The 24849-nt window shown below is 45.8% G+C and carries 24 protein-coding genes and 1 pseudogene; 13 read left to right on the top strand and 12 right to left on the bottom strand.

Annotation, left to right across the window (positions count from 1 at the left end; all coding sequences use genetic code 11):
- Window positions 1-260: 260 nt before the first annotated feature.
- Together DPF93_RS05370 and syd are read right to left on the bottom strand one after the other, a co-directional pair.
- Complete coding sequence (locus tag DPF93_RS05370) at window positions 261-1037, bottom strand: Zn-ribbon-containing protein (RefSeq protein WP_114765195.1); 777 nt, start codon at window positions 1035-1037, stop codon at window positions 261-263.
- Window positions 1038-1039: 2 nt separating this feature from the next.
- Window positions 1040-1585: a SecY-interacting protein gene (gene syd / locus DPF93_RS05365; RefSeq protein ID WP_114765194.1), complete on the bottom strand. Its 546-nt coding sequence runs from the start codon at window positions 1583-1585 to the stop codon at window positions 1040-1042.
- An 86-nt stretch (window positions 1586-1671) separates the two neighbouring features.
- On the opposite strand from syd, the gene queF reads away from it, so the two are divergent.
- The 6 genes from queF to DPF93_RS05335 all read left to right on the top strand — a co-directional run bounded on the left by queF (window position 1672) and on the right by DPF93_RS05335 (window position 10028).
- Window positions 1672-2517, top strand: coding sequence for an NADPH-dependent 7-cyano-7-deazaguanine reductase QueF (gene queF / locus DPF93_RS05360; RefSeq protein WP_114765193.1), 846 nt, complete (start codon window positions 1672-1674; stop codon window positions 2515-2517).
- A 14-nt stretch (window positions 2518-2531) separates the two neighbouring features.
- Window positions 2532-4802, top strand: coding sequence for a tetratricopeptide repeat protein (locus DPF93_RS05355; protein WP_114765192.1), 2271 nt, complete (start codon window positions 2532-2534; stop codon window positions 4800-4802).
- A 108-nt stretch (window positions 4803-4910) separates the two neighbouring features.
- Window positions 4911-6476 carry a sensor domain-containing diguanylate cyclase gene (locus DPF93_RS05350; protein WP_114765191.1) on the top strand — a complete coding sequence of 522 codons (1566 nt, stop codon included), beginning with the start codon at window positions 4911-4913 and terminating at the stop codon, window positions 6474-6476.
- Window positions 6477-6735: 259 nt separating this feature from the next.
- A complete protein-coding gene (gene ppnN, locus DPF93_RS05345; RefSeq protein ID WP_114765190.1) occupies window positions 6736-8103 on the top strand; it encodes a nucleotide 5'-monophosphate nucleosidase PpnN in 1368 nt (455 codons plus the stop codon).
- 59 nt (window positions 8104-8162) lie between these two features.
- The gene (gene xni / locus DPF93_RS05340) at window positions 8163-8939 is read left to right on the top strand and encodes a flap endonuclease Xni (protein WP_114765189.1); all 777 of its coding nucleotides are present in this window, start codon (window positions 8163-8165) and stop codon (window positions 8937-8939) included.
- A 309-nt stretch (window positions 8940-9248) separates the two neighbouring features.
- Window positions 9249-10028, top strand: a complete 780-nt coding sequence (locus tag DPF93_RS05335; protein WP_114765188.1) for a DUF2076 domain-containing protein — start codon at window positions 9249-9251, stop codon at window positions 10026-10028.
- A gap of 68 nt (window positions 10029-10096) precedes the next feature.
- Here DPF93_RS05335 and rlmM read toward each other — a convergent pair whose 3' ends face one another.
- From rlmM to pomA, 7 genes are all read right to left on the bottom strand, one after another.
- Window positions 10097-11188, bottom strand: a complete 1092-nt coding sequence (gene rlmM, locus DPF93_RS05330; RefSeq protein WP_114765187.1) for a 23S rRNA (cytidine(2498)-2'-O)-methyltransferase RlmM — start codon at window positions 11186-11188, stop codon at window positions 10097-10099.
- Complete coding sequence (locus DPF93_RS05325) at window positions 11189-11584, bottom strand: DUF423 domain-containing protein (protein WP_114765186.1); 396 nt, start codon at window positions 11582-11584, stop codon at window positions 11189-11191.
- Window positions 11584-12213 (bottom strand): alpha/beta fold hydrolase, encoded by a 630-nt coding sequence (locus DPF93_RS05320; protein ID WP_114765185.1) that lies wholly within the window; start codon window positions 12211-12213, stop codon window positions 11584-11586. Before DPF93_RS05320 ends, DPF93_RS05325 begins: the two co-directional genes overlap by 1 nt.
- Window positions 12203-13117 (bottom strand): transcriptional regulator GcvA, encoded by a 915-nt coding sequence (locus DPF93_RS05315; protein ID WP_114765184.1) that lies wholly within the window; start codon window positions 13115-13117, stop codon window positions 12203-12205. Before DPF93_RS05315 ends, DPF93_RS05320 begins: the two co-directional genes overlap by 11 nt.
- A 469-nt stretch (window positions 13118-13586) precedes the next feature.
- Complete coding sequence (thiI, locus tag DPF93_RS05310) at window positions 13587-15035, bottom strand: tRNA uracil 4-sulfurtransferase ThiI (RefSeq protein ID WP_114765183.1); 1449 nt, start codon at window positions 15033-15035, stop codon at window positions 13587-13589.
- Between the two features lie 163 nt (window positions 15036-15198).
- Window positions 15199-16146: a flagellar motor protein MotB gene (locus tag DPF93_RS05305; protein ID WP_114765182.1), complete on the bottom strand. Its 948-nt coding sequence runs from the start codon at window positions 16144-16146 to the stop codon at window positions 15199-15201.
- A gap of 9 nt (window positions 16147-16155) precedes the next feature.
- Window positions 16156-16920: a flagellar motor protein PomA gene (gene pomA / locus DPF93_RS05300; RefSeq protein WP_114765181.1), complete on the bottom strand. Its 765-nt coding sequence runs from the start codon at window positions 16918-16920 to the stop codon at window positions 16156-16158.
- Window positions 16921-17193: 273 nt separating this feature from the next.
- Between pomA and xseB the strand changes: the two genes are divergently transcribed.
- Genes xseB through dxs form a run of 3 tightly spaced genes read left to right on the top strand, consistent with a single transcriptional unit; the run spans window position 17194 to window position 20228 of the window.
- Window positions 17194-17436, top strand: coding sequence for an exodeoxyribonuclease VII small subunit (gene xseB / locus DPF93_RS05295; RefSeq protein WP_114765180.1), 243 nt, complete (start codon window positions 17194-17196; stop codon window positions 17434-17436).
- A gap of 20 nt (window positions 17437-17456) precedes the next feature.
- On the top strand, window positions 17457-18341 hold the full coding sequence (gene ispA / locus DPF93_RS05290) for a (2E,6E)-farnesyl diphosphate synthase (RefSeq protein WP_114765179.1): 885 nt from the start codon (window positions 17457-17459) through the stop codon (window positions 18339-18341).
- A 21-nt stretch (window positions 18342-18362) separates the two neighbouring features.
- Window positions 18363-20228 (top strand): 1-deoxy-D-xylulose-5-phosphate synthase, encoded by a 1866-nt coding sequence (gene dxs, locus DPF93_RS05285; protein ID WP_114765178.1) that lies wholly within the window; start codon window positions 18363-18365, stop codon window positions 20226-20228.
- A 97-nt stretch (window positions 20229-20325) separates the two neighbouring features.
- Here the strand turns inward: dxs and truC are convergent, their stop codons facing one another.
- On the bottom strand, window positions 20326-21051 hold the full coding sequence (gene truC / locus DPF93_RS05280) for a tRNA pseudouridine(65) synthase TruC (protein WP_114765177.1): 726 nt from the start codon (window positions 21049-21051) through the stop codon (window positions 20326-20328).
- Complete coding sequence (locus tag DPF93_RS05275; protein WP_114765176.1) at window positions 21052-21366, bottom strand: YqcC family protein; 315 nt, start codon at window positions 21364-21366, stop codon at window positions 21052-21054.
- Window positions 21367-21443: 77 nt separating this feature from the next.
- Here DPF93_RS05275 and DPF93_RS05270 point away from each other — a divergent pair, with 77 nt between their 5' ends.
- Entirely contained in the window at window positions 21444-22481 is a 1038-nt protein-coding gene (locus DPF93_RS05270) for a DUF3549 family protein (RefSeq protein WP_114765175.1), read from the top strand.
- Window positions 22482-22504: 23 nt separating this feature from the next.
- Window positions 22505-22804 (top strand): DUF3301 domain-containing protein, encoded by a 300-nt coding sequence (locus DPF93_RS05265; protein WP_114765174.1) that lies wholly within the window; start codon window positions 22505-22507, stop codon window positions 22802-22804.
- Here DPF93_RS05265 and DPF93_RS05260 read toward each other — a convergent pair.
- Window positions 22752-23270 (bottom strand): GNAT family N-acetyltransferase, encoded by a 519-nt coding sequence (locus DPF93_RS05260; protein ID WP_114765173.1) that lies wholly within the window; start codon window positions 23268-23270, stop codon window positions 22752-22754. The genes DPF93_RS05265 and DPF93_RS05260 overlap by 53 nt on opposite strands.
- 724 nt (window positions 23271-23994) lie before the next feature.
- On the opposite strand from DPF93_RS05260, the gene DPF93_RS05255 reads away from it, so the two are divergent.
- A complete protein-coding gene (locus tag DPF93_RS05255; protein ID WP_114765172.1) occupies window positions 23995-24276 on the top strand; it encodes a hypothetical protein in 282 nt (93 codons plus the stop codon).
- 385 nt (window positions 24277-24661) lie between these two features.
- Window positions 24662-24849 (top strand): annotated as a pseudogene (locus DPF93_RS05250) (IS3 family transposase); the annotation flags it as partial.

Here is a 24849-nt window from a genome sequence, read left to right as displayed (position 1 = left end):
TCATTCGCTACAGTGGTTAATAATGTTATTTATATTGCGTAACGAATGTACAACTAAACGGCAGCGATATTATAGCATCGCGCTGTTGCTCATTCAGTTGAGTATCAGCGGGTATCGAGTTTGATTTTTTATCGACACAACAAAAACACCAACCAATAGATGAAAAAAAAGCCTTTTAATATAAGGCTTTATAAAAGACGAATTTCAGGCGCGACAAAAAAATGTCATGCTAATTCTCAGAGCCAGCAATATTTGCGGCACTACTTGAGATGATCCCAAGAGATATTCGACACGATTCGGCACTCATCACATTTGAAATAGAATACGTCATGAATCGGCTCATCCAACAGCCACTCGCCACCACATTTTGGGCATTTGCGTGCTTGTTCATCAGCGAGACTCTGACCACCAACGCGATACTGATAGTAATAGGTTGGAATTTTCGTAATGTATTCAATGCGACCACGCAAGTCCCAGCCACGACGAAACAGCACACTGTCCACATCGCAGATCTCATGTAGAGCGGCATGTTCAGCACGGCAACCACCGGCCATTTGCAGCTCGTCGCACGCTTGCCATTCCGTTTGCCATTTCACCACCGCTTTATGATCGCCATTTAGCGTTGCTGGATTGCGATAAAGGGGGATAGGCAACAGGGTTTCACCGCTGCGCAATGGCGAGCAGGTGTGCACATAAGTGGTGTAGAGCACCTGCCAACTTGGCGTCTCTTCTTCAGCCGCTTGTTCTGAATTTAAGTCACGCCCAAGCAAACGCACTTTTGGTGCCAGTAGGCATGCCTCTGCCAAGCGGTTGATGCACACTTTCACAAAGTCAGAATGGTGCTTAGGATGCAAACTCTCTTTTTCAGGGCACACTGCGCGAACGTAAAACTCCCCCTCGCCCATCACGATAGGAAACTCTCTGCCCAAAACTTGACCATTGTAACGCAGCGCGTCCATTAAACCGTTAATGGCTTTGTCGACGGCACTCACCGTGGTGTTATCAAAGCACTCAAACTGCATTTCAACTACGTACATGATTACACCGCAGGCTCAAGGTTGGTTAAGAACTCTGCCAGATTCTCTGCCAGCACATCACGCTTGTCGGTACCTAGTCTTTCCAGTAGCACATTCCCGGTGATATTACAGATTGAAATCACATCCAATTCCGCATCTGTCGCAGCAATAAACACAGTTGGTTTGAGCTTAAGGCGGCGCTGCGTGACTAAGTGACCAAGAATGTTTTCTTGCAAACGCACAAAATCTTCGTCGTTCCACACTTGCAGTAACGCGAGTTCATTACCATTCCATGTCGCTTCCATATCCGCACTGTATTGCGCGCCATAAAAGGTTTTAATGTCTTGGTGCAGTGTAAGTTCAATACCATTTTCGACGTTGCTAAAATCCGCAAACTGCTCACGAGGATAAGCCTGCCATTCAACCCCATCTGCGCGTTTTTGCTCGACACAAGGAGACACCAACTCAGCTAATTCCTCACTAAAAGGCAAACTGCGATGTTTTTCTTGGTATGCAGAACGGTATTTTTCACTAAATGAGCGTAGGGCGAGCAAGGCATTATCAGCCATTCGGGTCTCCAAAGTCTTTGTGTTAATGACACTGAGTGCGAGTTTGCGTAAAATTCTCGGTATTCTAATCGAAATCTATTCAAAGTATGAGCAAATATTCCAACGCTAAAGAACTTGCCGGGCTAACCCTAGGTCAAAAAACTGAGTATGCCAGCCAATATGATCCCTCGTTGCTGCAACCAGTACCACGCAGTCTAAACCGTGATGACCTTGAACTGGGTGATAGCCTGCCCTTTAAAGGTTGCGATGTATGGACACTTTACGAGTTGTCTTGGCTCAACGAAAAAGGATTACCACAAGTCGCGGTGGGTGATGTTAGCATTCCTGCCACCAGTGCTAACCTGATTGAATCTAAATCATTCAAGCTCTACCTCAATAGCTTCAACCAAACTCGTTTCGCTTGTTGGGATGATGTAGAAAAAACCTTGGTTAACGATTTGTCAGCCTGTGCCGGTGAAGAGGTTACGGTCACTGTCCGCTCGGTAGTCGATTATACCGACAGCCTGATTGTGACTATGCACGGTGAATGCATTGATGAGCAAGACATCGAAATCACCAATTACGAGTTCGACGCTTCATTGCTTGCCAATTCAACCAGTGACGAAGTGGTTGAAGAAGCACTACATAGCCACCTTTTGAAGTCTAACTGCTTGATTACTAACCAGCCTGATTGGGGCAGTGTCGAGATCCAATACCAAGGTCAAAAAATCGATCGTGAGGCTCTGTTACGCTATATCGTCTCGTTCCGTGAACACAACGAATTCCACGAGCAATGTGTTGAACGCATTTATACCGATATTATGAAATATTGCCGCCCAGAAAAGTTGACGGTATATGCACGTTATACTCGCCGCGGCGGATTGGATATCAACCCATTCCGCTCTAGCGAATTAACGCAACCAAATCACAATCAACGCATGGCTCGTCAATAAGGAAAAAGCTAAGGATGCTAAAACTGCGCTGGGAGCATTGGCTCTGTGTATTGATGCTAATGCTAACAAGCCATACCATGGCTAACCCTGTTTATACTTCGCCAACGTTAAATGAAGCGAACAGTCTGGTTGACATTGTGCCTAAACAGGCTCGCCAACTCGCTAGCGACTATTTAACCCAGCGCAAGCTATCGGATAATTCAGAAAAGAGCCCTGCGGCGATTTCTCGTGACGAGTCTGATAGCCGCATCCGAACACCCGGAGCCACCATTGATGCTTTAAGCATTCTTGCCGATGCTGAATTTAACCTTGGCAACCCTAAAGATGCCCTCAAACATCTCGCTGAAGCCAAAGCGCTGACTGAAAAATATGATCTTCCTTACTTGGGTGTTGGCGTACAGTTGCACCAAGTACGACTTGAGTGGCGCTTTTCAGGCAACGGCATTTTAGCTCGCGAGCAGCTACACAAAATCGAGCAGAGCTACAAAAAAGTTAAAAACCCAGAGCAGTTAGCCAAAGGGTTGAAATACCAACTTACCATGCTCAAAGCTGAAATTGCCTCTAAGGAAGGCGAGTTGGAGCTTGCCAATCAACTGTTTGCGCAAACAACTCCATATATTGATACGGCGAAGTCATCATATGTGGTGATCAGTCACCATATTACCGTGGGTACTCACCTACTAAATCACAAGCAATACAACAAAGCCTTATCGGAGTTTCTGGTTGCCTATTGGATGGCAATCGAGGAAGACTCACGGGCACTACTTGGCAAAACCAACTACTGCTTAGGCAAACTCTTCTACGATCGTAAAGTGCTGGACAAAGCGAACAACCATTTGTCTCAAGCCGCTGACTTTTACGACAATTACGAAGACTCTCCGGTATTACCTGAAATCCTCAAACTGATGGGTGACAGTTACTACTACCAAGGAAAATACAACCTCGCATTGGTGCAATACTTTAATGCCATGGATCATGAGCGCACCAACAACAAGATCGAAAACGAAATTGACGTGCGCATCGCTCTGTCTGCCACGTATCTAAACCTAGTCAATTTTCCTTTGGCTGAGCAATATTTAGAGCGCGCTGAACAGTTATTGCAGTATGCCGATGTGCCGCGTTTACAAGCCTACGCCTACCTATTGCGTGCAGGGCTTTCGGCGGAAAAACATTTTGCCGATGAGACAATCGAGAACGGTCGCAACGCACTGACTATCGCGCAGAAAATCGATGATCTCACCACGCAAAAACATGCTTATCGCCTGATCAATCGCGGTTATGAGCTCAAAGGAGACTACAAAACCGCGCTGGAATACTTCAAACACTACAATGCGTTGGTCTCAATTGAGCAGCGACAGATGGACATGCTAAGTGAAGATGCGTTTCGCCAACAAAAAGATTTCGTTGAACGCAATATTCACTTAACCGGACAAAAGGTTGAGCTTGAACACGCGCAAACCGAATATCGCAAGTTTCAGAAAATTGCCTTTGCGATGTTCTTAGCCGCCTCATTACTGTTCATTTTCTTACTCCGCCGCGGGCATCTTTTACGTTTGCAAAAAGAAGAAATTAACAATCTCAACCAAAACCTATTTACCCACTCTCGCTCAGGGTTGCGTAACTTGCGGATGCTCAACGCAAAATTGCCAGCATCTCTGGAAGCCAGTAGCGACCAATTCGAGCGCTGGCATGTCGGTGAGCTTATCCACGAACCGCTCAATGATCGATTGCGCTTTGTGATGATCGATGTGCCATTTTTGCGTAACTTACATATGCAGCATGGCTATTTAGAAGGTCTCAAACTTGAAAAAGAGTTTGGCGCTTACTTACAAGAAAAGGTCACCTCACCAGCTAGGGTTTATCATTTTTCTGATGCACATTTGCTCTACATCGAACCAAATAGTGACCGCAATAGCTCACCAGAAGTATTGGTTAATAAAGTGCAGCAGTGGATTAATGAATTTAAGCCACAACGCAATCTAAACCGCGTGGTGCGTTTGGGAATGGTGGATTACCCATTTTTGCCACGCGCCTACACCGCTCTTAATGACAAAGAACTGCTCGATATTTTATTGATGGCCACCAGCGCTGCACGTACGCTAAGCCTTGAGGATCATGCGAGCCATTGGGTATATCTCAAAGCGATTGAAAATGCGCCTGCAGCAAGTTTAGCCACCGGCAATGTACGCAAAGCATGTAAACATTCCATTAACCAAGGGCTAATAAAAGTGCATTCTTCTTTCAATAATGAGGAGAGTCTCAAAAAAATATTAAAAGATGACTGAATTCAACAAGTTCATGAGTTATAGGCGATCATGGAGCGAATTTATTTGTTATTATCAACAGATTAATTAATAGAGGCATCGCGCCCCGATTATAAAAGAATTCGTTACATGAGCGTGCTTGAACAAGATATTCAGTCTCAGCTTCACAATCTGAAATCTCAATTGGAACAAGCTCGTTTGACTCAAAGAGACACCTCTTTCAAATTCAAACGAGAAATCCAGGTATTACAACGCGTTGTAACTTCATTAAGTACTACGTGTGTCAGTGACAATCCCAATTTGCAATCTGGGCTTCAAGAGCTTAAATTGGCGATTGAGAAGCAAAAAGACATCAGTGCACTAATACCTCAGCTTTTGGTATTGGAACGTTTAATAAAACAAAACAAAGTGGCTATGGATTCAGACAGGGAAAAGTTAGATTCACAAATAAAGCAGACTGGTGAAACACTCCTTCGTATCGCTGGTATACCATCGAAAATTAAGCGCGACTTGCGCGATCTGTTAAGCTTTGCCGCGACCAATGAAGTGCCGCTGAATCAACAGGCATTCCAACTACTGACGATCTATGAACGCTCAGTCAAAATCCTTATTTCAAATTCAGATTCAACCACCGCCATTTTGGCAAACGATGCCGATAAAGAACTCCTTTCACGTCTCAATGATGAGTTACAGCACTTGATCACTGAACTGGACTTTAGTGGTGAATCTGGCGAGTTGCTCAATGATATTCGCGCCAAACTGTTACTCGGCGTCAACACGCACTCTTTGTTAGAAGAAACCTTACGCATCCTTAAACTGGTCATCCAAGGCACGCATGCTGAGCGCAAAACATCACAACAGTTTTTGCTGCAAGTGAATGACTCCTTGGCAACCTCGATCAAAAGCTCTGCGCAAATTGCCGATCAAAGTGAAAGTTATTTTGAGCAGCGAGTCGATCACAGCAACGAATTAGAATCACTAGTTTCGAACAGCCATAATGTGCTCAATCAAGCCAAATCTATCGAAGAAGCTCAGAACCACTTATCCCCTCTTTTAAGCCAAATTGGTTCATTGAATGAGCGCTTAAAATTGGTAGAAGAACGTGAAAAGTCACTGCTTGAGCGCATGAAGTTCAATCACTGCCAACTCGAAGCGCTGTATGAAACCACGCAAGATTATCGTCGCCGACTCGATGACCAAGCAGAGCGCATCCAACAAGATCCGTTAACTCGGCTATTCAACCGTTCAGCCTTTAACGAACGCTTAGAAGTGGAGTACCGCCGTTGGATACGTAACCAACATAGCTTACGAGTAGTAAAATTTGATATCGATAGCTTTAAAGCTATTAATGACAGCTTTGGCTACACCGCAGGCGATAAAGCACTGAAAATCATCGCTCGCTGTATCAAAGCAGAGCTCAATGATGGCGATATTATTGCTCGTTATACTGGCGAAGAGTTTATCGTTTTACTGCCAGAACGAGCAGATCAAGAGTGCTATGAGTTGGTGAAGAATATTCAGCGTCAGATCTCGCATCTGCCATTTAAGTTCCGCGAACAGCAAATCACGATCACGGCAACCTCTGTCAGTACCAGTTTTAAAGACTCCGATACCCCAGAAGAAGTATTGGAGCGCCTGCGTGTTATGCTTCGTGAAGCCAAAAGCTTAGGACCTGAGCAAATTTTGTGGAAGTAATTTCAAAGCCAAAACGACAAAGCCGCGGGGTTGAATAACTCAGCGGCTTTTTTATTTTGGCTATTTTGTGATAGGTTTAAAGATATCAAATGCTTACTAACATGGACTCCGGCATTTGATGTTATACCCATACTATGGTTTCGCTCGCTAAGCGAAAGCTTGCGTCAAACAAAGATAAAAATAGGTAGACCATAACAATAAAAAATGGCTGGGCGTTCGTAGAACTTAACACAGCCTATCGATAGTCAAGGAGGTCACGATGATCACCCATATCAGTCCTGCTGGTAGCATGGATTTACTTTCTCAACTTGAAGTTGAGCGCCTTAAAAAGACCGCATCGAGTGATCTTTACCAACTCTACCGCAACTGTACGCTGGCGGTATTAAACTCAGGTAGCCATACCGATAACTCAAAAGAGCTGTTGGACAAATACAAATCCTTTGACGTTACCGTGATGCGCCGTGAACGCGGCATCAAGTTAGAGCTCGCGAACCCACCCGAGCATGCCTTTGTCGACGGACAAATCATTAAAGGCATTCAAGAACATTTATTTGCAGTGCTGCGTGATATTGTTTACGTCAATATGCATCTTGCTGATAATCAGCGCCTTAACCTCACCAATGCCACGCATATTACCAACCTCGTGTTTGGTATTTTACGTAACGCCAGCGCGCTCACGCCAGGCATAGAGCCGAACTTAGTCGTTTGTTGGGGTGGGCACTCTATCAACGAAACCGAGTACCAATACACGCGTTTAGTCGGTAATGAACTGGGCTTGCGAGAGCTAAACATTTGTACCGGTTGTGGTCCAGGTGCAATGGAAGGTCCAATGAAAGGTGCTGCGATTGGTCACGCCAAGCAACGTTATACTGAACAACGTTATTTAGGTTTGACTGAGCCGTCAATCATTGCCGCAGAGCCGCCAAACCCTATAGTCAACGAACTGGTGATCATGCCAGACATCGAAAAGCGCCTAGAAGCATTCGTGCGTATGGGTCACGGTATCGTAATCTTCCCTGGTGGTCCGGGTACCGCAGAGGAGCTACTGTATATCTTGGGCATTATGATGCACCCAGAAAATGCTGACCAGCCATTACCAATCGTCCTGACCGGTCCAAAAGAGAGCGAAGCGTACTTCCGCTCTATTGACCAATTTATTGGCGCGACACTGGGCGAAGCGGCACAGAAACATTATCAGATCGTTATCGATGATCCTGAAAAAGTCGCGCGCATCATGAAGCAAAGCATGGAAGATGTGCGCCAGCACCGCAAAGAAACCGGAGATGCGTACAGCTTCAACTGGTCGTTAAAAATTGAACCTGAATTCCAACTACCATTTGAGCCAACCCATGATGCAATGGCAAGCTTAGACCTACACCTTAACCAACGCCCAGAAAACTTGGCAGCAGCTCTACGCCAAGCCTTCTCTGGTATTGTGGCAGGTAACGTCAAAGCAGAAGGCATTCGTGAAATTGAGCGAAAAGGTCCGTTTATTCTCGACGGCGACGCCGATTTGATGAAAAAGATGGACAGGCTACTTAAAGACTTCGTTGCCCAGCACCGCATGAAACTACCTGGCGGTAGTGATTACGTCCCTTGCTATAAAATTGCCACTGAGACGAAGTAAGACTTTTGCTACTCGTTCCATTACAATAAGGGCCATCGGCCCTTATTTTTTATACCTTTATGTCTATTCATCTTGTTATTATCGATGCACTCAACTTAATCCGACGTGTTCACTCGGTGCAACCCGACCCTACTGATATCGCGAGAACAATAGACACCACCAGCCGCACCCTGACGCGGATCCTGAACGAAGCTCAACCTACCCACATTATTGCGGTGTTTGATCATCACCTCCAAGATAGAGGCTGGCGCGCTGAAATCCTCCCAGAGTACAAACAAAATCGTAAACCGATGCCTGAGCCGTTAGTTAACGGGTTAGATGCGATTCAAGATGCATGGTGGAAGTTAGGTATCGACTCATTGCTGTCTGAAGGCGATGAAGCCGATGATCTGGTGGCGACCTTAGCGATAAAAGTTGCCAGCCACAATGAGAAAGTGACTATCATTTCAACCGATAAGGGTTACTGTCAGCTGCTTTCCCCAACGCTACAGATTCGCGATTATTTTCAACATCGCTGGTTAGATGAACCTTTTATTGCCAATGAGTTCGGTGTCAAACCAAGCCAACTGGCTGATTATTGGGGGCTGACCGGGATTAGCTCCAGCCAAGTGCCTGGCGTAGCGGGGATTGGTCCTAAAGCTGCCAAAGAAATTTTGACTCAATTTAGCGATATTGAACAAGCATTTGCCAGTGACGAACTGCCATCCAAGTATCGTAAAAAGATGGACAAAGACATTGATATGGCGCGTAAATGCAAACAAGTCGCCGCACTAAAAACCGATATCGAGCTAGGCTTTAACTTACAAGATCTACGCTATAACGGTCCAAACCAGTAATTCATCACGAGGCACAATACGCCCACTTGTGCCTCTGACTCTCAGCTCTCAAGCTTCAACGCCCTCAATCCTCAATCCTCAATCCTCAATCCTCAATTCTCAATTCTCAATTCTCCCTCTCTAAACTCTCGGCTCTCAAGCGCCAGCACTCTCAACTCTCTCTCTAAACTCTCAATTTCAATTCTCGCAAAGATAGTTTTCACTACTGTCACATCGCAAAGCGCAGGCATACACTGCGATCAACCCCGCGCAATAACAGCGCTTATGGGAATAAGGCGAAAGCCCAAGATGATTTGAGGACTTGGTGATATGACTCCACAAGAACAAACCATGATCGAGCAATTAGCGGATAAGCTTGCTGCGAAACAAGATATCAACCGAGACCTTGCTGCTGCAGAGCTGATTGACAAAAAAATCGCGGCACAACCAGACATTGTTTATCGCCTTAGCCAATTGGCATTGGCGCAAGAACTCGCACTCAGCGAGTTAAAAAAACGCAATGACTACTTACAAAGCAACGCCGAGTACTATCAGCAAGAGGCAAAACGCAGCACCATGAGCAAAATGTTTGGTGAGACTCGTCAGCCACCACGCCCTCCAGCACCCAGTTACCAACCTAGCGCCTTTGGTGGCTTTATGCAGACTGCTGCTGGTGTAGCGGCGGGTATGGTCGCAGGCAGTGCACTAAGCCATTTGCTCTTTTCTGACTCTCACGCTGCAGAACCAATGACAGAAAACATTACCAACAATTATTATCAGCAGCCCGACGATAACGCAGATAGCAATGTTGATAATAGTTCGATCGACAATACTCAGAGTGACACAGCAACGACGGATGATAGCACCAGTTCATTTTTAGCGGGTAGCGATGATTATACCCAAAGCTACACCGGGGGTTGGAACACCGATACCGGATTTGGCAACCCAGATGAACTCAATTTTGATAACCCAAACTTTAGTGATTCGAATGTGGATGACTCGAGCTTTAGCGATGACTCAACGCGCTGGGGCGGTGATCAAGATTCTGGAGACGGTTTTGACTTTGGTGGTGATGATTCCGGCAGTTGGGGCGACGACGACTCCTGGTAAGCAAAACCCTCGATACAAAAAACCCGCTTTAAAAGCGGGTTTTATCCATTACAACGGCATTACTGTCATTAGTGTGGCGAGATGTTCGATAGGCACTGAACGTGCACTGTGATCTCTTCACGGTCATGATATAGATGCTTCGCTTGCAGCTTAAACTTCACGTCGTTCTCGATTAAGAACACCTTTAGGTTTTCGATATCTTGCAGAACCTCGTCGTAACGACCTTTCATTGGCAGCTTAAGGTTAAAAATCGCCTCTTTTGCCCAACCACTGATGATCCACTCACCCATAAGTTGTGCAACGCGAGATGGTTTTTCAATCATGTCACACACCAACCAAGTCACGTTTTTACGCGCAGGCTCAAACTTAAAGCCATCTTCTTGGTGGTGGCGCACTTGACCGGTATCCATCAAGCTTTGTGCCATCATGCCGTTATCCACCGAGTGAACGAACATCGAGCGCTTAACTAACTGGTAAGTCCAACCACCCGGACAAGCGCCCAAGTCCACACCCCACATACCCGAAGCTAAACGCTCATCCCACTCATGGCGAGGAATAAAGACGTGAAAAGCTTCTTCCAGTTTTAGGGTTGAACGGCTTGGCGCATCAGCTGGAAACTTAAGGCGAGGAATACCCATAAAGAACTGCGAGTTATTACCCGGCAATGAGTAACCAATGTAGCAGTGACCCGGCTCAACAAAGCAGATATGCAGAACTGGTTTTTTCGCGTGCTCTTTATTCATCAATACGCCTTTGCCACGCATAGCTTGGCGCATCGGTACAGTAAACTTACGGCAGAACTTCAGTAGCTCTTTCGCTTCGTTGGTGTCTGGCGTTTCGATACGGATATCACCGCACAGTGGCATTGCATCCACTTCACCTAGCTGATCAAGGATCGGTGAAATGCGGTCTTCACGCGGTAAATCGGTCACTTCAGCCGCCACTGCAAACATTTGGCGAGCGAAGATCAATGAGCTGAAATCTAGCTCTTTAACCAATTTTTGCGCATCACCTGATTGGTAGCACTCAAACAGCACGTAGCCTGAGTTCTTTTGTAAACGTGGAAAACCAAACACTTCCAACGCCGTAGCACGGTCTTGAATTTCACCGGCACACTCTTTTTCAAAGCCCGAACGGCAATAAAGCATCAGTTGTTTCACTTACTCACCTCTTTTGATCTGTAGTGCTGCGAAAACGAACAGTGCCCAACCTAGCATAAAGGTGAATCCACCCATCGGCGTGATTGGTCCAAACCACTTCACTCCAGTTAACGCTAGCGCATAGAGACTGCCGCTAAAACAAAAGATGCCGATGATAAAGCAAATTGCGGCGATGAAAAAATACTTTCGTGCTTTCTCACCAAGATTAAGCAATAACAAGACGCCACACAGAGCGATCGCCGTCGCGTGGATAAATTGATATTGCACCCCGATGCTAAATACTTCCAACAAATAAGGTGACAGTATTGTCTTTAAACCATGGGAAGCAAAAGCGCCAAGCGCGACGCCAAGCCCAGCAAGCGCGCCCCCCACAGCCAGAAGATTGTTCGCGCGCATTACTTCACTCCTTGATAGCAGGCAAAAATAAACTCGCTCAGCGCTTCTACCGCATGAGCAATATTGCCCGCCTCAGTATGACCTGAACTTTTACGCGGTTTAAAGCTATGGTCGCCATCGGCAATAAACTCAACCTGCACGCAGTCTGCCAAAGCAAAATCGATAAACTCTTCGCGCTTACCAAAGGTATCGCGCTCGCCTTGCAAGATAAGACATGGCTTCGCAAGGTTAGCTAAATGCTCACCTTTATACTTTTCAGGCTTACCCGGCGGATGAAATGGGTAACCCAGACAAGCAATACCTGCTACATGTGGATTGTCTGCAAGCAAGCTCGCCATACGACCGCCCATCGATTTGCCACCAATAACGATCGGTTGCTCAGCGTATTCGGCAATCACCTGTTCAAACGCTTCAAGCAATTTAGGCGCGCGATCGGGCGGGCGCTTTTTACCATCTTCAGCACGCTTAACCATATAAGGAAAGTTAAAGCGGATAACTTGAATGCCTTTTTCCGCTAGCCCTGTCGCGACTTGCTGCATAAATGCGTGGTCCATCCCAGCGCCTGCACCATGGGCAAATACAAATAATGGCGAACCCTGTTCGCCATCTATTAATCGATTATTCGTCATCTTCTAGCAGTTCCTCTTGCTCACTTTGCGCTTTGGCTAACATCCAATCACGGAAGGTGGCAATTCGCCCCATGTCGGCTTGTTTCTCATGGCAGACCACATAGAAAGCATTTTTTGAGACCAACACCTCATCAAACGGTGCAATCAAACGCCCTGCTTCAAGCTCTGGCTGCGCTAATACGTTGTTGCCTAAAGCCACACCTTGACCATGAGCGGCAGCCTGCAACACCATGGTTGAGTGACTAAAGATTGGACCGTGGTTAACGTTCACCCCTTCAATACCATGGAACTTAGCAAAATGTTTCCAATCTTTACGTGATGTATCGTGCAGTAAAGTATGGTTTTTGAGATCCGCTAATTCAGCCAGTGGCTTGGGACCAAGTAGCAGTGATGGTGAACAGAGTGGGATTAGAAATTCTTGATAAAGTTTGTCCGCGCGCAAGCCTGGCCAATTGCCTCGACCGTAGTAAATGGCCACATCCACGTCATCGGTCAAAGAACCTTCCTCAATATCAACCGCTTTAATGCGAACATCGATGTCTGGCTCTTGCTGGTTAAAGTCCGCTAAGCGAGGAACCAACCATTGGATCGCGAAACTTGGTGACAAACTAATCGTCAATGCGCCTTTTTCACTACGTTCTAGTACTTTATCAGTGGCTTCTGCTAACGAGGTAAAAATATCTTTGATATCGAGAAAGTAACTCTGACCTTCTTCTGTCAACAGTAACGAACGATTGCGACGACGGAACAGTTTTAGACCTAGAAATTCTTCTAAAGCCTTGATTTGATGGCTAACTGCGGCCTGAGTCACAAATAGCTCTTCTGCTGCTCGGGTAAAACTTAAGTGTCGAGCGGCAGCTTCAAACACCTTCAATGAGTTCAAAGGCGGTAGTCTTCTGGACATAGGAAGCCCTCAATATATTGGATTAGTTTTTTTTATCTGAAACATTATAAAATGTCCATTGCCTGACGACCAGAGAAATTCTATATTTCATTCCGCAACGCGAGCCTGAACGGCTTGGTTTTTACCAATTGGCTTTGTTGTTGCGATGTTGTGTTTGCAAACTCGTATTTCGAGTTCGGTAGATTTCTACCATGGTTTTGTTTCACTTATCCCAAGAAACAAAACGTATACTTCCTGTATTTATTTTGACCTGTCTGTCAAATTTTTTAGCACCGCCTAATAGGCGGTGTTTTTTTATGCCCGGAATCTACTCCCACCCTGAGCTCAAACACCCAAAGCGAGATTCATGACTATGCCCTGCGAAGTATCAGGAGTGACAAAAACAATACAAAAAAAGCGCAAACCGAATGAACGATTTGCGCTTAATTGATTCTTTTAACAACGCTAATTAATTAACGCTACACCACCATTATGGGCGGTAAACCTTCACGTTAGCAAAGCCTTGCTCTTGCAAGTAAAGCGCTTGCAAGCGGCTCATTACGCCACGCTCACAGTACAGTAGGTAAGTTTTGCTCTGATCAAGATCGCCAAACTGGGTCGATAGCTTGTAGAAAGGTAGGTGCTTAACTTCAACACCATCGATTTCTAGTGGGCTTTCATCTTCTTCGTCTGGGCTACGGATATCTAGCACAATTGCGTGCTCTTCTACCGCTTGAACCTGCTCAACTTCAGGAGCTGCTTGTTCGGTCTCTTTTGCGATGTCACGAATGTCCATTTGACGTGCTTCGTACACCACTTTCTCTAGAATAGAGAAGTCAAATTTCTCTTCTTCTGCTTCTAGACGACCTTTAACCGCTTTCACAGTCGGTTTTTTCGAGATCACGCCGCAGTATTCCGGCATGGTCTTAGCAAAATCTTCCGTACCGATTTCACGCGCTAGGTTGATGATGTCTTCTTTGTCCCAGTTAATTAGTGGACGAAGAATCAAAGTATCTGTTACACCATCAATATGACGTAGGTTAGTCAAAGTCTGGCTTGATACCTGACCTAGAGCTTCACCAGTTACTAGCGCCTGAATGCCAAATTTCTCAGCGATCATACCTGCCGCGCGCATAAACATACGCTTAAGGATCACGCCCATTTGACCGTCGTCCACTTTCTCAAGGATCTCTGCCACTACTGGCTCAAAATCAACCGAGATAAAGCGTACTTTTGCCGAAGAGCCGTACTTGTTCCATAGGTAGTGAGAAACTTGCTTAACGCCGATCTCATGCGCAGGACCACCTAGGTTAAAGAAACAGTAATGCACTTTTGAACCGCGCTTGATGTGTAAGTAGCTTGAGACACCAGAGTCGAAGCCACCAGAGATAAGGCTCAACACATCTTCTTGCGTTCCTAGCGGGAAACCACCTAAACCTTTATGGCGTGCAAGCACTTGGTTTAGTTTGTCACCAGATACTTCAATATTGATAGTCACTTGTGGGTTACGCAGCTTCACGCTTGCGCTTTCTACCGCTTGGTTTAGACCGCCACCAACATAACGCTCAAGTTCAAGTGAATTGAACTCATGCTTGCCACGACGCTTAGCGCGCACGACGAAAGTTTTGTTCTCGATAAGTGAACCACTTAGTTCAAGCACTTGCTCGTAGATATTGTGCATATCGGTAAAGTCAGATTGCTTTACTTCCAATACGTGGTGGATACCTGGAGTGTGAGTTAGGATCTCTAACACTTCAGCATGGTATTGGTCGCTTTCTGACGTCACTTCGATATGGTCACGACGGTTAAACACCGCTACAGACTCGGTACGAAGCTTGATAATGTTGCGAATGTTACACTCAAGAATCTTTGTGAAGCGCTTACGCACCGACTCACTTTTTACAAAAATTTCTGGATGGGGCTTTACAATAAATTTCATACTTCACTTCACTGGTTAACAGTTTTCGCAATCATCACTGGTATGCGGTTCAATTTGGTAAACATGGCACACAGGACCTTAAGGGCGCAAGATTATACATGATGAATAGAGCATAAAAAAGACGAGCGTGATGCTCGTCTTATAGTTTAGCTCGAATTCGCGATTAGTTTTGCGTAGCAGGAATCGCCTCGCTGTAAATCGGCTCACCCTGCATAATGCTAATCTCAACCCTGCGGTTACGCGAGCGCTGCAATTCAGTATCATTTGGACCTAACGGCTCAGTATCTGCCATCCCTCGCACACGCAGGCGCTGATGGGAGAATCCACGTACTTTTTCCATCTCTTGCGCCACCGAAACAGCTCTTTGCGCTGATAAGTCCCAGTTCGAACGATATAGCTCAGAATCCAAGCGCTGGTTATCGGTATGACCAGATACCCGTACAATGCCCGGTACATCTTTGACTAATTCGGCCACTTGGCGCACCAATGGGCGGAATTTAGGCTGCAAGAATGCCGAACCTGCCGGGAAGGCGCCCTGCTCACGAATACGGATTACAATCTGCTGTCCAAGGTTCTCTACTTCAATCGCACCTTGATCAATTTCACGCTCAAGCGCTTTCTTAATGCTTTCAGTCAGCGTTTCCATCTCTTCAGAAGATTGGGCTTGTTGTTGCTGCTCTTGATCCGATTCGGAGTTTTGGTTGTTTTTGGTCGATGTCTCTGGTGACTGACCACCGGTCAACTTACCTTGATCACGCTGAGTACCGCCGGCGCGATCTGACTCCCCTTCGTGAAACTCAAGCGTCTGTTGAGTAATATCGATGGTTTGTTGCATGATCACATCGATAGGCGTTGGTTCAGGACGACCGGGACGAAACTCTTGCGCAATAATGCTGGTTCCTTTCGGAATATCTTTAACTTCCAGACGATTTTGCACACCAAAAGCGAACTTCATTGAACCTGCAATCTGTTTAAACTTCAGTACATCCATTTCCGAAAAAGAAAGCAGTAGTACAAAGAAACACATCAGCAGCGACATCAAGTCCGAAAAGGTGGTCATCCACATGGGCGCGCCAGGGGGTGGACATTTGCAGTCGTTATCATCATCCATAGCGCAACCTTAACTATTGTCGATATCGAGTGAACGCTTACCTTCATTGAGGTAGTTCTTCAGATAACTGTCAATCACGCGCGGGTTTTGACCGTCTTGTATCGCTAACACACCATCCATGATCAAACGGCGGTTAAGCTTTTCTTGCTCACGGCGTAACGTTAACTTATCCGCTATCGGGAAAAACACCATGTTCGCCAGAACCGCACCGTATAGTGTGGTCAATAGTGCGACCGCCATCGCAGGACCGATCGCTTTAGGATCGTCCATGTTCGAAAGCATCGCTACCAGACCGACTAGCGTACCGATCATACCCATTGCTGGAGCTACGTCACCATAGGCTTTAAATACGTTCGCCCCTTTTTCATGGCGCTCATCGGTTAGCGAGATATCTTTTTGCAATGCAGAGCGCACGACATCAGCATCGTGTCCGTCCACCAGCAGATCAATCCCCTTTTGCATAAAGCTGTTGGAGATTTCCATTTCCTCTAGCGCCAGGAAACCACCTTTACGTGCTGCATCTGCCATCTCAACAATTTTCGCAATCAGATCTTCAGGCTCGTCGGTTTTAAACGCAAACGCCTTACCCGCAATTTTTGCGGCGCCCAAAAACTGCCCAACGGTGAATTTCATTAGCACAACGAAGGTCGAGCCACCGACTACAATCAGAATCGAGGTAGTATCGACGTACATACCTATGCTTCCGCCCAAGACCATTGCCATGATAACGAAAGCGAAGCCGCCAATCAGACCCAGAAGGGTTGCTAAATCCACACAGCACTCCTCATGCTAACTTATTACTCTACTTAAGGAATTATATCGGCAGCCGTTGTGAATCTTTAGCTTTTTATTGGTACCACTCTCACAAACTATCCAAATCGCCTTCCATTCTCGTTGCTTATTGGCTTTGGTTTCGCACAATTACGCCAATTAACTTAATGTTCTCCCTTAACAACGTCGACTTTTCTGACAAATTTACTCGGTTAAATTTGACCATCATTAGCCGCTAAGGTAACTTTCGTGCATCTTTCCAAAACAAGTAAAATTATGGCGAGCAAGAAACCTGAAAATATGACCTTTGAAGCAACTATTGAAGAGTTGGATTCGATTGTTGAAGATCTCGAAAATGGTGACCTAGCCTTAGATGAGGCACTGAAAAAGTTCGAACGTGGCATCTCTTTAGCTCGCTCTGGCCAAACTAAACTTAACGATGCGGAACAACGTGTTAGCATTTTATTGCAAAATGATGATAATGCGCCCCTGTCTGAATTTAACTCACAGCCTGAATAATATTGTTAGAAGATCGCGTCATGCAAGAGGCCTTAATCTCGTTCCAGCAACGAAATAACCAACAACTCGAGTGGTGGCTTAGTCAGCTTCCTCATCAAAACCAAACACTGATCGAAGCCATGCGCTATGGCTTATTGCTAGGTGGCAAACGTGCTCGCCCATTTTTGGTCTACATCACAGGACAAATGCTTGGCTGCAAAGCCGAAGACTTAGATACGCCCGCTTCTGCGGTTGAGTGTATTCATGCTTATTCGCTTATCCATGATGATTTGCCGGCAATGGACGATGACGAACTGCGCCGCGGTCAACCGACTTGTCATATCAAATTTGATGAAGCAACCGCCATCTTAACTGGTGATGCGCTGCAAACCTTAGCGTTTTCAATTCTTGCCGATGGTCCACTCAATCCAAATGCCGAATCCATGCGTATTAATATGGTGAAGGTATTGGCGCAAGCCTCTGGCGCTGCGGGGATGTGTATGGGACAAGCACTCGATCTTCAGGCTGAAAATCGCTTAGTTAACTTGCAAGAGCTGGAAGAGATTCATCGCAACAAAACTGGCGCCTTAATGAAGTGCGCAATCCGCCTTGGCGCCCTAGCTGCCGGCGAAAAAGGTCGCGAGGTGTTGCCGCTGCTTGATAAGTACGCCGATGCGATCGGTTTAGCCTTCCAAGTACAAGACGATATTCTTGATATTATTAGTGACACAGAGACGCTGGGTAAACCACAAGGCTCTGACCAAGAATTAAACAAAAGCACCTATCCTGCTCTGCTAGGATTAGAAGGTGCGATTGAAAAAGCTAATAATCTGTTACAGGAAGCGCTTCAAGCACTGGACGCAATACCATACAATACTGAGTTACTGGAAGAGTTCGCCCGATATGTCATCGAGCGCAAAAATTAACACTATAAGCGCGCAAAATTTATGACTCTTGATATTTCAAAGTACCCAACACTGGCTCTGGCTGATACGCCTATTGAGCTACGCAGCTTACCAAAAGAGGTGCTGCCAAAGCTATGTGATGAGTTACGCACTTACTTATTGAACTCTGTAAGCCAATCGAGTGGGCATTTGGCTTCAGGTCTTGGCACGGTTGAGCTGACCGTGGCACTTCACTATGTCTACAATACACCGTTTGACCAACTGATCTGGGACGTCGGCCACCAAGCTTATCCGCACAAAATTTTAACTGGTCGCCGTGAGCAATTATCTACGATTCGTCAAAAAGACGGACTGCACCCATTTCCATGGCGTGAAGAGAGCGAGTACGACACACTGTCAGTCGGTCACTCTTCAACCTCAATCAGTGCCGCTTTGGGTATGGCAATCTCTGCTCATAAAGAAAACCAGAACCGTAAAGTAGTGAGCGTAATCGGTGACGGCGCAATTACTGCGGGTATGGCGTTTGAAGCGATGAACCACGCGGGTGATATTCACCCAGATATGCTGGTAATTCTTAACGACAACGAAATGTCGATCTCAGAAAACGTTGGCGCTTTGAACAACCACCTTGCGCAGCTACTATCTGGCAACTTCTACACTTCGATTCGTGAAGGTGGCAAACGCGTTCTGTCAGGTGTGCCGCCAATTAAAGAGCTGGTGCGTCGCACTGAAGAGCACCTTAAAGGCATGGTGATCCCAGGCACTTTGTTTGAAGAGCTGGGCTTTAACTATATTGGTCCTGTTGATGGTCACGATGTGGTTGAGTTAGTCAAAACATTGAAGAACATGCGTGAACTAAAAGGTCCACAATTTCTGCATATTATGACCAAAAAAGGCAAAGGCTATGAACCAGCGGAGAAAGATCCGATTGGCTACCATGGCGTGCCTAAGTTTGACCCAAGCCACTCTAGCCTGCCAAAAAGCTCAAGCAGCAAGCCAACGTTTTCTAAGATTTTCGGCGATTTTCTCTGTGATATGGCGGCGCAAGATCCTAAGCTGATGGCAATCACGCCAGCGATGCGTGAAGGCTCGGGAATGGTTCGCTTCTCGAAAGAGTTCCCAGAACAGTACTTTGACGTTGCAATTGCAGAGCAACATGCCGTAACGCTGGCAACGGGGATGGCGATTGCGGGCAATAGCCCTATCGTTGCGATCTACTCAACATTCTTACAGCGTGGCTATGACCAACTGATTCACGATGTTGCCATCATGGACTTACCTGTGATGTTTGCCATCGACCGTGCAGGTCTAGTTGGCGCTGATGGTCAAACTCACCAAGGTGCGTTCGATATTAGCTTTATGCGCTGCATTCCAAACATGGTGATCATGACGCCAAGTGATGAAAATGAATGCCGCCAAATGCTCTACACTGGACACAAACACTCTGGTCCAAGTGCGGTACGTTACCCACGCGGTAGCGGTATGGGTACACCAATCGAGCAAGAATTTACTGCACTTGAAATCGGTAAAGGTCGCATGGTGCGTCAAGGCGAGAAAGTTGCCATTCTAAACTTCGGCACCTTTATGCCAAATGCCCTAGAAGCGGCTGAAGCTCTTAATGCTACAGTGGCTGACATGCGCTTTGCAAAACCACTTGATCATGAGCTAATCAAACAACTCGCTGCAGAGCATGATGTGCTGGTTACCCTAGAAGAGAACGCCATTGCAGGCGGCGCAGGTGCAGGTGTGATTGAGTTTATGATGCAAGAGAAGATCATTAAGCCGGTGCTAAATCTCGGTTTGCCTGATCGCTTTATTGCTCAAGGTACACAAGAAGAGCTGCATCAAGAGCTTGGTCTTGATTCTCACGGCATTGAGCAATCGATCCGCGCTTACTTAAACAAGTAAGACGTTTGCTACGTCAAACGCACCTTGAGTAAATAGCACAAAGCCCTCGCATGAGGGCTTTGTTTTTATCTGGCTGTTACTTTAACTATCGTTCTAGCTACACCTGCGGCTCTTGCCAATCAAACTGGGCAAACAGACGCTGCCAAGTATTATCAAAACCGGCTTTAATCACTAACGTCTCACCACTAAATGGATGAACAAACTCTAAGCTTGTTGCGTGTAACAACAAACGGTGCGAGTCATACACATCACGGAACAGCTTGTTGTGCTTGCCATCACCATGAGTGGTGTCACCCACCATAGGATGACGTAGGTGCGCCATATGGCGACGAAGCTGGTGCTTACGCCCAGTATGAGGGTTAAGCTCCATCATGCAGTAGCGTGTGGTTGGGAAGCGTCCAGTTGAATGCGGAATTTCCACTTTAGCCAGTGGCTGATAGTCAGTCACTGCATCTTGCGCTTCTTTCTCTTGGCTGGCGAACTTATCGGCAATTTTATCCAGCTCGACTTTCAATGGATAATCGAGCGTGCCGCCCTCTTCAATCCAGCCGCGCACAATTGCATGATAGGTTTTCTTCATCTCATGATTGGCAAACATTGGCATCACTTGCGCAGCTATCTCACTCGATAACGCAAAAATCAACACGCCGGAAGTTGGTCTGTCTAAACGATGTAACGGAAATACATGCTGACCAATTTGGTCACGCAGGGTTTGCATCACAAACTGCGTTTCATGCTTGTCGAGCCAACTGCGGTGTACCAACATGCCCGCTGGCTTGTTAACCGCCACAAAATACTTATCCTGATAAACGATGTCTAACACTTAAGCTGCCTCTGAATCAATCTGGCGAATGACCGCAATAACGGATACATAGTGAGTATGCTGTTTCCAGCATTCTTCAAAATAGGGCGCAATGGCAAAACCTTGCGGGAGCGAAAGCTCGGCTTCAATCAACTTACGCATCTTAGGCAAGAAGATCCATTGTAGCCATTCATGCGGCTCTAAAGTGTCAATGGCGAAAGGTTGCTCGCTGGCAAGCGCCTGCGCAGACGGTGGCAGATCCTGCCACAATTCTACCTCGCGAAGTTGTTGCTCAAGCTGGTTAAGTAAAACCGTGAGCGAAGTATCCTGTTTCATTTATCTTTTGTCGTTGACCTTGAAATTAGCCCATAGAGTACCATTTATAAGGGAAAGAAAGTTAGGAAAAGTCTTCCATGGATACCATTCATACCCTGAGCGAACTGCTACGTAATAGCGACTGTACATTCAAGATTTTTGACTTAGGTCGTCGTATTAAAACCATCGACAACCAAGTCTTTGAACAGATTGAAAAAGGTCAGCAGCCTTACCCTTATCCTCTACAGCGCAAAGCGCATCTCGCGATTGCCTATTGGAACCAAGCTAAACAACCTTGGATTTGGTTTCTCAAATTTGAGCTAGATGAACGTGGTCTGCTAAAACAAGCTGAGGTAGGTAACTTTATTAAGTTTGTCGTTGAAGCGATGGGGACACGCTTAAATCAGGAGATGAGTGAAGAGCAGCAACAAAAGCTGGCGAATAACCCTTACACCTATAAACCCTCTGAAGACAAAATGGCGGTATTCCATAGCCAAATTCGCGCTTATCTCGATCTACCATGCAGCCAGTATTACGAACATGCCCAACACTACTTTAAAGGTGGTTTGGGGTGGCAAAACTGGCAAACGGTCGGGTTACAGGGGATCACTGATATCGCCGCGCGCCTTGGCACTGAACAAAACGGCGTGGAGCTGCGTAAAGCACTACCGAATCTGCCCTCTGAGCCGCTCTACGCCCTACTCGGCGCACTTGAGCATACAGAGCTAACAGACAAACTGGCGCACCGTATCGCCGAAATGGCGCAAGTGCAGATTGAGAGTCAAGAGCCGGATCTCTTCCTCCTCTCTGCGCTCATGCGCGCGTTAGCGGGTGCCGACGTCACAATCGCACAGCCGGTATTAGAGCAAGTGTTAGCCAGTCCGCGTCTTAGCCACCAAGAAATACTAATTGGTGTCGCTGGTCGCTGTTGGCACCTACTCACCAATGCTCAAATCGCTGAACAGTTCCTGTTGTGCCTAGCTCAAACTGGTAACCAGAACCTCTTCAACCAACTGTTTGCTGATTTAGTTATGCTACCCGAGCTGCGTATGGTGTTACTACCGCTGTTGCATTCATCACCTTCAGCTGAGCTCGCCAATGCACTTATCAATCTACAACAAGCGGCAAAGGCTTAAATTTAAGCAGGTAACCAATAGACATGATCACGGACTTGTTGGCTATTTTACTTCTTTGCCTTGTGTGCATGTTATTTTGGCAGCAACGACGCCAGTCTGAGCTTGCCAAAATAGCCATTCAGCGCAAGTGTGACCAACTCGATTTGCAGTTGATTAGCACAGCGTTAAAAGCGCATAAAATAAAAACACCAGACGGAGTCTGGCGCTGGCATACAGTATATCAATTTGAGTTTTCATCACTTGGCGATGACTGCTACCAAGGTGAACTCACTATGATAGGCTTTCAAATAGTGCATTTTCATTTACCGCCTCATCGGATGTAAACTGAAACTGATAAAAAGGTCCATACATATCGCTGTTGAGACCTTTTTTTTCAAAACCCAATTTTTCCAATAGACGAATAGATGCAACGTGATCCACATTGGCGGTAGCTTTTACACTATTCAAATTTAGATCTCTCAGTGCTTTACTAAAAAACGCACCGAGTGCTTCACTGGCAATGCCCTGTCCCCAATAAGCTTTATCAAAAATAAACACTAATTCAGGTTCCGTTGACAAGCCTTGGACACTAATATGCCCGATGTATTCGCGAGTAAAGCTATCAAGCACCGCGCGGTCATAACGCGTATCGTCGCTTAATATATTCTCAAACAGTTCTCTTGCTTTGGATACTGAATAAGGACCGTTCATATGCGCACGGTTTTTTACACAGCAGTTAAGAACCACAAAGTCAGACAATAACGAGTCGTTATATGGCACTAATAATACGCGTCGAGTTGCGATTGTCACAAATCTTCCTTGCTTTCAGCAAACTTAAATTAAGCTCTTCACTTCTCAATAAAAATATATATACAGACCAAATTGTTTTTACTTGGTTGCATATATAAGCCAATACGTTAGCCGACGTATAGCAGCACCCAAAGCTATTGCTCTGGATTTATCGCGTGTAATTTTTATTATAAATAAAGACAGGTGGTAGCCAGACGCTGAGGTCTGGAAATAGAAAAGCGAGGCAAGCCTCGATGAATCCATTCGTCTATCATCCTTAATGGCTATTTCCTAACTTATAGCCGCAATGTAACCATCGTAAACGAGTGAAGTTACACTTCCTTATTGTCAACCTTGTTATTAAGGTCCTATTTTGAACGCACAATTTAACTGAAAATCCAAATCAAACAATGATCTAGTTCTCATCTCGGCAATTGTAGGAATCGACAACTTAGCTATCATCCATCGATTTTTCAATCACTTAATCTATATGCCGAACAACTACACTGTCGTGATATCATCAATCTCCTACAAAGCGAATGGTTAATATCTCACATTTCTCTACCTTTTTTTCCATTCCAACTAAGTTGCAGGTAGCCGCCATTTCACAACATCAGCTAACTTAAGTACGTCACCGCAAGCTTTCAGTCACGCCACCTTGGTAAGCTACTTGGGTATCTATTAATATCACAGTAAAATCAGCATTAGATTATGATTGTGGATCACCACCGACCAAGGAAAGACCATGCTTACCAAAGATGTCAGTCAAGAGCTTGAACAGGCTATTGAACAATTGATTCAAGAAGGCAAAGAACCAACCGTTGCTCTTGTTAAGGCACGCTTAAAAACTTCAGTGCCGATGCCTGCACTTATCAGTACGATTAAGAGTTGGAAAAACTCGCAACGCGTACCAAAAATCGAAGTCGCGGCAGAGAGCAAAGCTGAACCTGACCGCATCGCTGAATTGGAAGCACAAGTGAAAGAGCTGCAACAACGTTTAGCGGCAATAGAAGCGAAGCTAGCTTAGAGTGGAACGTTCAGCGCCAGTGCGCTGACTACGGATTACGGATTACGGATTACGGAGATTACGGATTACGGATTACGGATTACGGATTACGGATTACGGATTACGGATTACGGATTATCGTTACACCATGTAACGACACTATCAACATTTAAACCGAAAAATTTATCCCGAATTGAAGCTTTAACTTCATGTTCCCAGTTCCGTAGATGAATCTTTGATTCGCGTTCCCAAAGCAAAACCTCAGCTTTGCGTTCCCGACTCCGTAAACGAATCTCTGATTCGTGTTCCCCAAGAAAAAAGCTCAGCCGAAGCTGAGCCTTTGATCTTCTTTTTGACCCGTCCTAAATAAGGTTGACACAACCCAATCAGAAAATTGGAGAGTGTTATGAAATCAGCAGCTAGACGAACCCAACGTGACTATTCACTCGCTTTTAAATTGGATGTCGTTGACCAAGTTGAAAGAGGTGAACTGACTTATAAACAGGCTCAAGAGAAGTACGGCATACAAGGTTGTTCTACAGTATTAGTGTGGCTCCGAAAACACGGTCGACTTGACTGGTCTAGGGGCACTCC

Origin of the sequence: Vibrio rhodolitus (genome assembly GCF_003350325.1) — a bacterium.
In the GTDB taxonomy this organism is placed as follows: Bacteria; Pseudomonadota; Gammaproteobacteria; order Enterobacterales; family Vibrionaceae; genus Vibrio; species Vibrio rhodolitus.
This window is presented reverse-complemented; position numbering and strand designations above follow the sequence as displayed.

Bases quoted from the DNA above. Each gene is read 5' to 3' on its own strand.
- DPF93_RS05370 (WP_114765195.1), bottom strand. From the start codon at position 1,037: ATGTACGTAGTTGAAATGCAGTTTGAGTGCTTTGATAACACCACGGTG.
- syd (WP_114765194.1), bottom strand. From the start codon at position 1,585: ATGGCTGATAATGCCTTGCTCGCCCTACGCTCATTTAGTGAAAAATAC.
- queF (WP_114765193.1), top strand. From the start codon at position 1,672: ATGAGCAAATATTCCAACGCTAAAGAACTTGCCGGGCTAACCCTAGGT.
- DPF93_RS05355 (WP_114765192.1), top strand. From the start codon at position 2,532: ATGCTAAAACTGCGCTGGGAGCATTGGCTCTGTGTATTGATGCTAATG.
- DPF93_RS05350 (WP_114765191.1), top strand. From the start codon at position 4,911: ATGAGCGTGCTTGAACAAGATATTCAGTCTCAGCTTCACAATCTGAAA.
- ppnN (WP_114765190.1), top strand. From the start codon at position 6,736: ATGATCACCCATATCAGTCCTGCTGGTAGCATGGATTTACTTTCTCAA.
- xni (WP_114765189.1), top strand. From the start codon at position 8,163: ATGTCTATTCATCTTGTTATTATCGATGCACTCAACTTAATCCGACGT.
- DPF93_RS05335 (WP_114765188.1), top strand. From the start codon at position 9,249: ATGACTCCACAAGAACAAACCATGATCGAGCAATTAGCGGATAAGCTT.
- DPF93_RS05325 (WP_114765186.1), bottom strand. From the start codon at position 11,584: ATGCGCGCGAACAATCTTCTGGCTGTGGGGGGCGCGCTTGCTGGGCTT.
- DPF93_RS05320 (WP_114765185.1), bottom strand. From the start codon at position 12,213: ATGACGAATAATCGATTAATAGATGGCGAACAGGGTTCGCCATTATTT.
- DPF93_RS05315 (WP_114765184.1), bottom strand. From the start codon at position 13,117: ATGTCCAGAAGACTACCGCCTTTGAACTCATTGAAGGTGTTTGAAGCT.
- thiI (WP_114765183.1), bottom strand. From the start codon at position 15,035: ATGAAATTTATTGTAAAGCCCCATCCAGAAATTTTTGTAAAAAGTGAG.
- DPF93_RS05305 (WP_114765182.1), bottom strand. From the start codon at position 16,146: ATGGATGATGATAACGACTGCAAATGTCCACCCCCTGGCGCGCCCATG.
- xseB (WP_114765180.1), top strand. From the start codon at position 17,194: ATGGCGAGCAAGAAACCTGAAAATATGACCTTTGAAGCAACTATTGAA.
- ispA (WP_114765179.1), top strand. From the start codon at position 17,457: ATGCAAGAGGCCTTAATCTCGTTCCAGCAACGAAATAACCAACAACTC.
- dxs (WP_114765178.1), top strand. From the start codon at position 18,363: ATGACTCTTGATATTTCAAAGTACCCAACACTGGCTCTGGCTGATACG.
- DPF93_RS05275 (WP_114765176.1), bottom strand. From the start codon at position 21,366: ATGAAACAGGATACTTCGCTCACGGTTTTACTTAACCAGCTTGAGCAA.
- DPF93_RS05270 (WP_114765175.1), top strand. From the start codon at position 21,444: ATGGATACCATTCATACCCTGAGCGAACTGCTACGTAATAGCGACTGT.
- DPF93_RS05265 (WP_114765174.1), top strand. From the start codon at position 22,505: ATGATCACGGACTTGTTGGCTATTTTACTTCTTTGCCTTGTGTGCATG.
- DPF93_RS05255 (WP_114765172.1), top strand. From the start codon at position 23,995: ATGCTTACCAAAGATGTCAGTCAAGAGCTTGAACAGGCTATTGAACAA.